The 11822-nt window shown below is 50.1% G+C and carries 14 protein-coding genes; 12 read left to right on the top strand and 2 right to left on the bottom strand.

Annotated elements, in window-relative coordinates:
* Positions 1-138, bottom strand: a 138-nt coding sequence (locus B2633_RS04830) for a DnaA N-terminal domain-containing protein (RefSeq protein WP_483169547.1), incomplete at its 3' end; no start/stop codon positions are given.
* A 259-nt stretch (positions 139-397) separates the two neighbouring features.
* On the opposite strand from B2633_RS04830, the gene rpmH reads away from it, so the two are divergent.
* From rpmH to B2633_RS04890, 12 genes are all read left to right on the top strand, one after another.
* The gene (gene rpmH, locus B2633_RS04835) at positions 398-532 is read left to right on the top strand and encodes a 50S ribosomal protein L34 (protein WP_481041958.1); all 135 of its coding nucleotides are present in this window, start codon (positions 398-400) and stop codon (positions 530-532) included.
* Between the two features lie 41 nt (positions 533-573).
* A complete protein-coding gene (gene rnpA, locus B2633_RS04840) occupies positions 574-909 on the top strand; it encodes a ribonuclease P protein component (protein ID WP_481041956.1) in 336 nt (111 codons plus the stop codon).
* Positions 903-1112, top strand: a complete 210-nt coding sequence (gene yidD, locus B2633_RS04845; RefSeq protein WP_481041954.1) for a membrane protein insertion efficiency factor YidD — start codon at positions 903-905, stop codon at positions 1110-1112. Before rnpA ends, yidD begins: the two co-directional genes overlap by 7 nt.
* A 93-nt stretch (positions 1113-1205) precedes the next feature.
* On the top strand, positions 1206-2048 hold the full coding sequence (locus B2633_RS04850) for a YidC/Oxa1 family membrane protein insertase (RefSeq protein ID WP_483169518.1): 843 nt from the start codon (positions 1206-1208) through the stop codon (positions 2046-2048).
* Positions 2008-2637 carry an RNA-binding cell elongation regulator Jag/EloR gene (gene jag, locus B2633_RS04855; RefSeq protein ID WP_483169519.1) on the top strand — a complete coding sequence of 210 codons (630 nt, stop codon included), beginning with the start codon at positions 2008-2010 and terminating at the stop codon, positions 2635-2637. The genes B2633_RS04850 and jag overlap by 41 nt, the downstream gene beginning before the upstream one ends.
* A gap of 196 nt (positions 2638-2833) precedes the next feature.
* Positions 2834-4213: a tRNA uridine-5-carboxymethylaminomethyl(34) synthesis GTPase MnmE gene (mnmE, locus tag B2633_RS04860; protein WP_483169520.1), complete on the top strand. Its 1380-nt coding sequence runs from the start codon at positions 2834-2836 to the stop codon at positions 4211-4213.
* Between the two features lie 29 nt (positions 4214-4242).
* Positions 4243-6120: a tRNA uridine-5-carboxymethylaminomethyl(34) synthesis enzyme MnmG gene (gene mnmG / locus B2633_RS04865; RefSeq protein ID WP_483169522.1), complete on the top strand. Its 1878-nt coding sequence runs from the start codon at positions 4243-4245 to the stop codon at positions 6118-6120.
* A 6-nt stretch (positions 6121-6126) separates the two neighbouring features.
* A complete protein-coding gene (gene rsmG, locus B2633_RS04870; protein ID WP_483169523.1) occupies positions 6127-6774 on the top strand; it encodes a 16S rRNA (guanine(527)-N(7))-methyltransferase RsmG in 648 nt (215 codons plus the stop codon).
* A 14-nt stretch (positions 6775-6788) separates the two neighbouring features.
* On the top strand, positions 6789-7646 hold the full coding sequence (noc, locus tag B2633_RS04875) for a nucleoid occlusion protein (RefSeq protein ID WP_483169525.1): 858 nt from the start codon (positions 6789-6791) through the stop codon (positions 7644-7646).
* 122 nt (positions 7647-7768) lie between these two features.
* Entirely contained in the window at positions 7769-8590 is an 822-nt protein-coding gene (locus tag B2633_RS04880; RefSeq protein ID WP_481041940.1) for a ParA family protein, read from the top strand.
* A complete protein-coding gene (locus B2633_RS04885) occupies positions 8583-9434 on the top strand; it encodes a ParB/RepB/Spo0J family partition protein (protein WP_483169526.1) in 852 nt (283 codons plus the stop codon). The genes B2633_RS04880 and B2633_RS04885 overlap by 8 nt, the downstream gene beginning before the upstream one ends.
* Positions 9435-10311: 877 nt before the next feature.
* The gene (locus tag B2633_RS04890) at positions 10312-10959 is read left to right on the top strand and encodes a phosphoribosyltransferase (RefSeq protein WP_483169528.1); all 648 of its coding nucleotides are present in this window, start codon (positions 10312-10314) and stop codon (positions 10957-10959) included.
* A 50-nt stretch (positions 10960-11009) separates the two neighbouring features.
* On the opposite strand, the gene yyaC is transcribed toward B2633_RS04890, so the two are convergent.
* Positions 11010-11612 carry a spore protease YyaC gene (gene yyaC / locus B2633_RS04895; protein ID WP_483169530.1) on the bottom strand — a complete coding sequence of 201 codons (603 nt, stop codon included), beginning with the start codon at positions 11610-11612 and terminating at the stop codon, positions 11010-11012.
* Positions 11613-11822 lie beyond the last annotated feature (210 nt).

Below are 11822 nucleotides of genomic sequence, written 5' to 3' on the forward strand. Positions count from 1 at the left end.
GACACTGATAATAACGTTATTATTAAGGAAAGAATCATATTTTACTAAACTGAACCAGATGTCAAAGCTGGTGGAACCGATTTCTTCGCGCAGAGATTGCATGATCTTATTCCAGATCACGGCGTGGTCAATGGACATTCCTTTAGGCCTCCTGTTGGTTTGTGGATAAACTTGCTGTGAATAATTAAAAGGCTGTGGATAAGCGCTCAGAAACCAATGATAACCAATGCTTTGCACAAGCGCAACTGTCCTTTATTAAGGCCAAGCTGAAAATATAGTATAATCATAGCAGATTAAGCCATTTTTTAGAAGTATTTAGAATCCGTGGTATTCTTGACATTAAGGGGCTTATGTCAATATAATAAAATGGTGTTTATAACAAGGGAGGCAACCATAGATGAAAAGAACATACCAGCCTAAAAACCGGCAGAGAAAAAAGGTACACGGTTTTAGAAAGAGGATGGCCACCGCCAGCGGCAGAAAAGTGTTGGCTGCCAGGCGCAGAAAAGGCAGAAAGTCGCTATCAGCATAGGTCGTCAAAAACGGCCTTTATTTGTTTTGGGAAGGTCCTGAATGTTAGCAAAATCACAGCGGATTAAACAGGGGCGAGATTTCCACAACATTTATAAATCTGGCCATAGAGTATCGGGCCGCTATATACTGTTATTTTTTAGACCCGGAGCAGGGGAAAGCAGCCGAGTAGGTTTTGTCGTAAGCAAGAAAGTGGGCAAGGCTGTGATTCGGAACCGGGCCAAAAGAAGGCTCAGAGCCTTGTGGCGTGAGATCATGCCTGGCTTGAAGCAGCCCTTTGATGTCGTGATCAATGCGCGCCCCAGCATTAAAGAGAGCAGCTGTGAAGAATTACATAAAGACCTGTTGTTTACCCTGAAGAAAGCCAAGCTATGTTAAAGAAAGCGGTCTTGACAATAATTAAAATCTACCAGAAGACCAGCGTATTCAGGCTCCCTGCCTGTCGTTTTTATCCTTCCTGTTCCAGTTATTCGTTGCAAGCAGTTGAAAAGTATGGGGTATTAAAAGGAGGATGGTTGTCAGTCAAGAGAATTTGCCGGTGTCATCCCTTTAATCCGGGGGGTTATGATCCCCTGCCCTGAGATTTATAGCGTTGACACCATATTACGAGGTTCACTCTTAAGGAGGTGAAACCTGCTGGCGGCGAAGAATAGTCGCTCATAGCAGGGCTTAGTTTGTGGCAAACCTTTGTTCAATGGTTTACTAGCCTGATTCAATTTCTGTATGATTTTACGGTAACCCTGGGATTTCCCAGTTATGCGCTGGCGATTATTTTAATGACTTTATTGATCAAGCTGCTGCTTTTCCCTATCAATCAGAAGCAGTTGAAATCAATGCGGGATATGCAGGAAATCCAGCCGCGCATGAAACAGCTACAGGAAAGATACAAAGATGAACCCGAAGTCATGCAGAAAAAGTTGGCAGAACTGTATAAGGAATCGGGGGTCAGTCCACTGGCCGGATGTCTGCCGTTGCTCTTACAGATGCCGATATTTATAGCATTCTATCAGTCCTTGCTGCATCTTCAGTTTGTGGAGCCAGCTCATGCGGCATTTTTCTGGATTTCCAATTTAGGCCAGAGAGATCCGCTATTTATACTGGCATTACTCTCCGCCGGAACCACTTACCTGCAGCAGAAGGTGTCTACCGTCAATGCAGATGATCCTACCCAGAAATCCATGATGTATATGATGCCCTTGATGATGGCGTGGATCGCAGCCACAGTTCCTGCGGGTTTGGCACTGTACTGGGTTACCTTTAACATTTTAGGGATACTGCAGCAGCTGTTAGTCAATCACAGCCATAAACAGGCAAAACTGGATACTGGAACAGGAATAACCGTCGCGGCTAAATTTGAACAGCCTATTGAAGCCCGTCTAAATACATCCGGTATAGATGATGAAATGGATGATGAGCCGGCTTCCGATTTAGAACAAGAACAGACAGCGGGGAGGGACAAAGGAGGCAAGAACACCCATGGAAGAGCAAGTAATCGAAAAAAGAGGAAAAAACGTTGATGAAGCCATCAAAGCAGCTCTTGATGAACTAGGTTGCGACATCGATGATGTGGTGATTGAAGTTATCGAAGAGCCTACCAAGGGTATTTTGGGATTTATGGGCAAAAAGCCGGCTGTGGTCAGGGTTTCGAAACGAGAGAAACCGGGGGAAGATGTCCAGAAGGTTTTAGAGGAGTTGCTGGACCGCATGAAACTGGCATACCGCATTGATAAGGTCGATGTTGAAGAAGACCGGGTGCGGATCAATATTGCCGGCAAGGATGTAGGCTTACTGATCGGTAGAAAAGGCGAGACTTTAAATGCCCTGCAATTCGTAGTCGGACTCATTCACAACCGCAACCGGGAGGAAAAGATGCGCATCGTCCTGGATGTGGAAGACTATCGAAAAAAGAAAGAACAGTCTTTGCAGAGCCTGGCCCTGCGGTTGTCGGATAAGGTAAAAAACACTAAGAAAAATGTGGTAATGAGACCGATGAGTTCACAGGAAAGGCGAATTGTTCATACCGCTTTACAGAGCGACCCCCAGGTAACCACCTATTCGACCGGAGATGAGCCTAATCGCAAAGTAGTGATATCTCTTAAAAGGTAAATGAATAAAGGCCCTTATTACGGGCCTTTTTTTTATGCCATTTTAAACCGCATTCAGACCGCAAAGTTTCACGACATTGCCGGCTAAATGCCATAATTATGCGGGAACAACAGCCGGGGCCCTTGTGTAAAGCGGTATTTAATCTGGTAAGATATTTATAGTCAACACCAAACCGGGTTAAAGAGGTTTTTGAAAGATGCAGCAGGAAACCATAGCGGCTATTGCCACCCCGCCAGGTGAAGGCGGCATTGCCATTATCCGGGTCAGCGGCAGTGAGGCCATTGCCAAAGTAGGGGCCATTTTTAAGCCCAGGATAAAAGACCGCGCTCTGAACCAACTCCACGGATACCAGATGATTCTGGGCTGGATTGTCGATGATCAGGGCCAGCCTATCGATGAATGCCTTCTGGCGGTAATGCGCAAGCCGCACAGCTATACCGCTGAAGACACGGTGGAAATACATTGCCATGGCGGTGTTCTGGCTGCCCGCCAATGCTTGGAACAGGTTCTGGGCCAGGGGATCAGAGAGGCGTATCCCGGGGAATTCACCCAGCAGGCTTATCTTAACGGGCGGCTTGATGCCAGCCAGGCAGAAGCGGTCATCGAGATTATCCGGGCCAGAAGCAAAAAGGCTTTGAACCTGGCTGTGAAACAGCTCTCCGGATATAACAGCCGGTATATACACCGTCTGGAAGACCGGTTGATACAGGCCGCAGCACTTATAGAGGCCAGTATCGACTTTCCTGAAGAGGTGGGCGAACCGGATTATGAGGAAATTGCAAGACTGCTGGCGGAAGTACAGCATCACCTGGGCCAATTGCTTGCGGCCGGGAAACGGGCTGAAATCTACCGCAGCGGGGTGAAGGTGGTTATCTGTGGAAAACCCAATGTGGGCAAATCCAGTTTGCTCAATTGGCTGAGCGGCCGTGACCGCGCCATTGTTACCGAAATACCGGGAACCACCCGGGATATCATAGAAGAATATGTGAATATCAAAGGCATTCCCGTCCGCCTCATCGACACCGCCGGTATACGCAAAACCGAGGATAGGGTGGAGGCCATCGGAGTACAGATGGCGCAGCAGGCCATAAGCGAAGCGGCACTGGCCATATTCCTGCTGGATATAACTTCCGGCATCACCTTGGAGGATGAAGAGGTATTTCACAGCCTTAATCCGGACCGGACCATTATTCTCATAAATAAAGACGACCTGGTTGAAAAACAGATCGATCACGAGCGGATTCAGGCCTGTTTTCCCGGCATACCGGTGATTTTTGGCTCGGTCCGCGAAGAACAGGGCTTAAACGAGTTGCAGAACCGGGTTGAAGCCATGATTTTGTCCGGATTAGGCCGGGAGGGAGAGGTGGAGATGCTTCTCAGCGCCCGCCAGCAGCAAATTTTACAAGACTGTCAGGAGCACATTGAGTCTGTTAGCGAGATACTGGGCCAGGTATCGCTTGACTGCCTGGCGGTTGAGATCAGTGAGCTATTGGAGGATATGAGCGAGCTGACCGGCAAGAGCTTGAAAGCGGATGCAATTGAACGTATATTCAGGGATTTTTGTATTGGCAAATAAGGTTTATCCATATATTCAGGAGGAAGGCTATGGTTTATGACGCGGGGTCATATGATGTTGTGGTGATTGGCGCCGGACACGCCGGCTGCGAAGCGGCCCTGGCGGCCGCCCGCATGGGATGCCGCACCCTATTATCCACTTTGAGCATCGAACATATTGCCTTGATGCCATGCAATCCCTCTGTGGGGGGGCCGGCCAAGGCTCAGGTAGTCAGAGAAATCGATGCTCTGGGCGGAGAAATGGCTATAAATACCGACAAAGCCTGTATTCAGATGCGCATGATCAATACCGGCAAAGGCCCTGCGGTTCAGGCCCTGCGGGCTCAGGCCGACAAGCATCAGTACCATTGGGCTATGGTGGATACCCTTTTGCAGCAGCCTGGTCTCGACCTGCTGATGGCCGAAGTGGAGAAGATTGAAGCCGATCAAAGCGGAGTTGCGGCGGTTGTCACCAGAACCGGGGCGCGGTACCTCTGTAAGGCGGTGGTGGTGACTTCGGGAACCTATCTGAAAGGACGCATCATTATTGGAGATGTCATCTATGATGGCGGCCCCAATAATCAGGTGCCGGCTATGAAACTCTCTCAAAGCCTGATGGAACTGGGACTCACTCTGGGACGCTTCAAGACCGGCACCCCGCCGCGCATAAACCGGCGCTCGGTGGATTTTTCCAAGATGATCGAACAGCCCGGGGACGAGCGTCCTTTACGATTTTCCTACCTCTCCCCGCTGGAACCGCGGCAACAGATATCCTGCTGGCTGACCCACAGCACCCCGCTCACCCACCAGATCGTTATGGACAATATCCACCGGGCCCCCATGTTCACCGGGGTAATCAAAGGAAGAGGCCCGCGCTATTGCCCGTCATTCGAGGATAAAGTGGTGAGGTTCTCCCATAAATCATCGCATCAGCTGTTCATTGAACCGGAGGGCCGCAACACCGATGAGATGTATGTACAGGGACTTAATACCAGTCTGCCTGAAGACGTGCAGTTGCAGGTATTGCGGAGTATACCGGGCCTGGAAAATGTGCACATGATGCGCACAGGCTATGCTATCGAGTACGATTACGTGATTCCCTCGCAATTAAAGCTGTCCCTGGAGACCCGGGTTATACCCGGGCTGTTCACCGCCGGCCAGGTAAACGGGACATCGGGATACGAAGAGGCTGCCGGACAGGGCCTTATAGCAGGCATCAACGCCGCTCTCAAGGTGCAAGACCGGGAAGTCTTGATTCTGAAGCGCAGTGAAGCCTATCTGGGAGTATTAATAGACGATCTGGTCAACAAAGAAAATGATGAGCCCTACCGCTTGCTGACCTCACGGGCAGAATACCGCCTGTTGCTGCGCCAGGATAATGCCGATTTGCGTTTAACCGCCAAAGGCCGCGAAATCGGATTGGTGGATGATGTGCGCTGGGAGGCTTTCAGCCTCAAGCTGGACAGGCTGGAGGCAGCAAAAAAACAGATGGTTGAGACCACTTTCACCCCTGGAGACGCAAAAATGACAAGCTTTTTGGCCGCCCAAAACAGCGCCCCTTTAAAAGACCGCATCTCCCTATGGGAGTTGTTGCGCCGTCCCGAAATCGAAATCGGGCAGTTGGTAGAACAGGGCTGGCTGGAGGAGGCCCCGCCCGACATCCTGGAACAGTTGGAGATACAGAGCAAATATGAGGGATATATCAACAAACAGCGGGAACAGGTGAAGAAGTTCGAAAAACTCGAAGAGCGTAGAATCCCCGAGGATATAGACTATGGTGAAGTGTACGGGCTTTCCAATGAGGCCCTGCAGAAGCTCCAGGCTATTCGTCCCCGGTCAATAGGTCAGGCTTCCCGTATTTCAGGGGTGAACCCGGCTGACATCAATGTGCTGCTTATCAATCTGGAAAAAGCTAGAAGGAAATCCTGATCGGGTATGGAATATAAAGTAAAAAGATTTATTGAGATTCTAAAGGAAGAGAATAAAAAGCAAAACCTGGTGAGCCGCAAAAGTCTGGCGGAAGAGATTGACAAACATGTGGAGGACAGCCTGCAGGCCAACCAGCTTATGGATATATCTGGAAAAAGACTGGTTGATATCGGCAGCGGGGCCGGGTTTCCCGGACTGATTCTGGCTATTAGCCGCCCGGACTGCCAGGTGACCCTGGTGGAGTCCGACCGCAAAAAAGCGCAGTTTCTAAATAATGTGGCCGCTAAGCTGCAATTGTCGAATGTTGCAGTAGTCCCAGAGCGCGCCGAAATATTGGGACATCAGGAGGGATTTCGCGAGCAATTCCAGTTATGCACCAGCCGTGCGGTGGCGGCTTTAAACGTACTCTTGGAGCTTTCCCTGCCTTTGCTCACTGTGGGAGGGCAGGCGGTTATTTGGAAGGGGCGCAATTATCAGCAGGAAATAGATGAAGCGCAGCATGCCCTGCAAACCCTGGGAGGAGTCCTGGTCAAACAGCATGATTATACCTTGATGCAGGAACGCGATCGTATTTTGCTGGTAGTAAAAAAGACCACCCCTACCCCGGCGCGTTACCCGCGACGACCGGGAATTCCCGCTAAACGTCCCTTGTAAAAGGAGGATATGAATTGTTTAAGGCCTGGGAGAAGATGACCGGAAAAGGACAGCAAAAGGTGGTCGAACAGATCCCGGCGGAGCTTATCAGACCTAATCCTTATCAGCCCCGGCAGCAGTTTGATGAAGAGGAATTATTCAAACTGGCTCAGTCTATCAGAGCCTATGGACTGATTCAGCCCATCGTGGTGCGCTCAGTGGAAGGAGAATACCAGATCATTGCCGGCGAGCGCCGCTTTCGGGCTTGCCGTATGCTGGGGATGGAGCGCATCCCGGCCATTGTGCAGAACATGAATGATCAAAACGCCGCGGCGGTATCACTTATTGAGAATATTCAGCGGCGGGAATTGAATTATTTTGAAGAAGCCAATGCCTATAGCCTGTTAATCAATAATTTCGATATGACTCAGGAGGACCTGGCTCGCAAAATAGGCAAAAGCCAGTCAGCCATAGCCAATAAGCTCAGACTTCTAAAACTGCCCCTGGAAGTGCAGAGCCTTATAGTGCCGGATATGCTCAGCGAGCGCCACGCCCGGGCACTGCTTAAGCTCAACAGCCCTGAATTGCAGATCGCGGCCATTAAGCAGATCTACGAACAGGAGTTGACGGTAAAAGAAACCGAGAAATTGGTACAGGATCTGAGCAAAAACAACATGCCCCGGGAAAGCGAGGCCAAACCCGGCGGGCAGCAAGTTTCCATGATCATCCATGACGCCCGCATTTTTATCAACACCATCAAAGAAACGGTGAGGCGCGCCCGGCAAATTGGGGTAGAGATACAAATTGAAGAGGAAGACGGCGAGGATGAATACCGGATCAATATTCGCATCGGCAAAGTGCGTAAACCGCGGCGCATGAGCGGCGGATTTTAAGGTTTGACGGCGGGCAACCCGCCTTTTTTTATGCCTGTTTAATGGTAACAAAAACACAATATGGTTGCTTTTTGCTATAATAACAAACAAAGACTCGACATGTGGAGGAAATAGTAAAGCAGATGGCATGGTTACGCAGAGGGAATAAGCCCCGGCAGCAAAAGCAAGAAATAGGTGCGGGTCCGGTTAAAAAGATCGCTTTAGCCAATCAGAAGGGCGGGGTGGGCAAAACCACTACCGCCGTGAACCTGGCCGCCTGCCTGGCCCTGGAAGGATATAAAGTGCTCCTGGTGGACTGCGACCCTCAGGGCAACGCCAGCAGCGGGTTGGGCATCGACCGGCGCAGCCTCAAAGAATGCCTTTATAATGTGCTGTTGGATCAACGCCCGGTTACAGATCTGATCACGCCCACCCGGGTGGAGAAGCTCGATCTGATTCCGGCCACCATTCAACTGGCCGGCGCCGAAGTGGAAATGGCCGGATTGGAACATCGCGAACACCGGCTCAAAAACGCCATTAAGGTGGTTGATGATGAATACCATTATATTTTGTTCGACTGCCCCCCGTCACTGGGGCTTTTGACTATCAACGCCCTGGTGGCCAGCGATTCGGTGATCATTCCTCTGCAGTGCGAGTATTATGCCCTGGAGGGCCTAAGCCAACTGGTAGATACGGTGCTTCTGGTAAAACGCCGCCTGAATCCAACCCTGCAGATAGAGGGCATTGTTTTTACTATGTTTGACGGCAGAACCAATCTTTCCATACAGGTGGTTGATGAAGTTAAAAAGCATTTTCGCAAACAGGTGTACCGTACCATTATTCCCCGCAACGTACGCTTAAGTGAAGCCCCCAGCCACGGGAAACCGGTGGTTCTATATGATTCCAGATCAAGGGGAGCCGAGATATATAAGGAATTCACTCAGGAGGTGCTCAGGCGTGGCTAAGAAAGAACGCGGCTTGGGAAGAGGTCTGGATGCACTGCTGTCTACTGATTTAATGGGCCTGGACAGTCAGCAGATCGTCAACATTGAAATTGAACATATTATGCCGCGCCAGGGGCAGCCGCGTACCAGATTCAACGACGCGACCCTACAGGAATTGGCTGCGTCAATCAAAGCTCAGGGCCTGCTGCAGCCCCTCTTGCTCCGGCCCCGGGGCAATAAATATGAGATTATTGCCGGGGAGCGGCGCTATAGAGCGGCTAAACTGGCCGGCCTGGATTCCCTGCCGGCGATAATCAGGGACATCAAAGACCGTGAAGCAGCCGAGATCTCATTAATTGAGAATATACAGCGCGAAGATTTGAATGCTGTAGAAGAAGCCAGGGCTTACCGGCATCTTATGGAACATTACGGATATACCCAGGAGAAGGTTGCAGAAGTTATAGGCAAAAGCCGGGCCCATGTAGCCAATACCATGCGCATTCTGTCGCTTCCTGATGAGATACTGCAGATGATAGAGGCCGGGCAGTTAACAGCCGGGCACGCTCGCACCTTGCTGACACTGCCGGATGCCAAGGCACAACTGATACAGGCCGGGGAAATTATAAAAAATAAACTTTCAGTGCGGCAGGCCGAGGCCAAAGGGCGGGCGGGCAAGAAAAAAGTAAAAAGGACCGTGGAGGATATCCCTATCAAAGCAGCGGAGATTTTAGATCTGGAAGAGAGACTGCAAGAGCATTATAGCACCCGGGTGGAAATATACCCGGGACCTCGCGGGGGCAAAATACAGATAAGCTATTATGATGATGAGGACCTGGAAAGGGTACTGGAGTTGCTAGGGCTTTAGCAGAATGTTTCACGTGAAACATTATCCTCCTTTTAAATCTTTAAAGATCAAAATAAAAACCCCCGGATGCTTGTTCATTCAGACCTCCGCTGCAGGAGACCGGCATTTCTATTCATACCTGGCGATTCCGTAAAAAACAGCAGCTATAAGATTCACCTGCCAAAAAATTGCCGGGTGTTGAAAAGCAAACCGGGCATTTGTGACCGAGCCTTGTTAAGATGTAATGCAAGAATATCAAGGGAGCATTTAGCGCCGCTTATTTCCCGCACCCTGCCGGGGTGTAGAATGTTTCACGTGAAACATTGCCCTGCCCCCGGGATATGGCAAAAGAAGGAATCCAGTCCAGTAATAATGAAGGAATAATATTCGAAAAATAAAAACATAGGCAGAGACAGGGACGGATCGCTTGGAGCAGGGTTTGATGACCATTAAGCGGCGCAACAGGCCAGGATCAGTTATAACCGTTGGCGGTTTGCAGAAACGCTACAAGCAGCTTTCAAGGACCTTGGCGATATAGAAGGACTGACCGTAGCATCGATATTCGCAAAAACATAGTCCAACCTACCTTTGCAATTCTCAATAATTATTAAATAGCAAACATTTGACCGGCATAAAGCGAAGCGGGAAAGCCTCTCACATCAAAGTATAGCGGCTTTGATGGCGGCCAGAGGGACAATCCACCAAGATCCTGAATTAAGGAAGGGCAGCCTTAACGGAAAAGTAGCAATAAGCGGCGCCGGCCTGATTAGTGTGACAGCGGCTGCTATATGTAGGGTCGCTTGGAAGAAACCGGAATGTAAGCACAGTATATGAGCCGGGTCAGAGAGATCAGGGCGCTGCAAATATATTCCAGCAGCTTGAGGAGGAGAGGGTATAATTGTTTAAGAACCGGGTAGAGGCCGGCAATATGCTGGTTAAGACCTTACAAGAACAAGGCTGGGAATTCGATATCGTCCTGGGGATCCCCTGCGGAGGCATCGTTCCCGCCAGGCAGATAGCGAAGCAATTCAATTGTCCGCTTGATGTAGTTCTGGCCAAGAAGATGGGCTCTCCCAGCCTGCCGGAATATGCGGTCGGGGCGGTAACCCCCGATGGTGAAATACTGGTGCATGAACGGCTGCAGAACCTTTGGGAGGAGCAGCGTGAACCCATAAAACGTATGGCCCAGGTGGTGCAAAAAGAGCTGAACCGGCAGCTTGACTTGTTTCGCAGCCATAAAAAGGCCATTCTCCTCAAAGGATTGAGGGTTTTGCTGGTAGATGACGGCATTGCCACCGGCTTTACTATAAAGGCGGCCATCCGCTACCTGAAAAGACAGGGAGTGAGGGAGATCCGCGTAGCGGTGCCGGTCTGCTCGCGCAATGCCTATCGTACTTTAATAAACGAGGCAGATGCAATCCTGGTTCTGCATATTCCACAGCAGATGTACGCCGTCAGCCAGTTTTATGAGGAATTCAGCAGTGTAGAAGACTGTGAGGTCATTAAAATTCTTGGCTGTGAGGATGAAAGCCCTGCGGCTACCTAGCGGTCTTGGGCGCAGGCCCGGGTGCCGCAAAATGGAGAGTATTATCTGGGTTATGACCCCGCCAGGGCAGTTCTTTCGCGCAGGCGCAGGTATTGTAAATGGGCCACAGTCAGGCCTTCGGCTATTAATTCCGCCATCCGGTAGACTACATACAAACGGGTATTCTGCAAAACCAGGTGATCCAACAAGCCTCCCACATTGACCACCCCAGAAACATGAAAATCGCCTACCGCAGGAAGCTCCTTATTAAGGGCTGTTCCCGGCTGCAGGCTGCCTTTCTTGACATTTATAAAACCGATCCGATCCACCTTGCCCAGACATGCATCTATGGCCACAATCAAGGACTGCGGGATCTTCCGGCTAATTTCATCCAGGGTTTCGGCCAAGTTGACTGCGTGAGCCGGGTTTTCAAGGGTGCCGAATATGTGGGCTGATGGCAGCAGGCTTTTCAGCCTGCTGCCCACCAGAGGCCCTAAACAATCGCCGGTGGCACGGTCAGTACCAATACAAACATACACCGGTTCGCGGCCAGCCTTAGGGTCATTCTCCACCAGGTTTTTAAAAACCGACTGATAAATGCGATTAAAACAGAGTGGATCATCATAATGAAAGGAAACCGCTTCCTCCACAACAGGATTAATATGCAGCTGCAATATATGGCCCCCTTTTAAACTGTTTTATACATATTCTAGCCACTGCCATTATTTTTATGCTTTATTTGATCCCGGGCTGGAATATTAATGTAAGAAGCCAATGGGGAAGGGAGGGCTTCTTATCCGACAGGCTGCTATCTTGGTGTGGGGTTACCTGGGGGCTGTGATCGGGGCTGGTTTTGCCTCCGGTCAAGAGATAATGCAGTTTTT

This window comes from Syntrophomonas sp. UBA1041 (assembly GCF_002316705.1).
Taxonomy (GTDB): Bacteria; Bacillota; Syntrophomonadia; order Syntrophomonadales; family Syntrophomonadaceae; genus DTU019.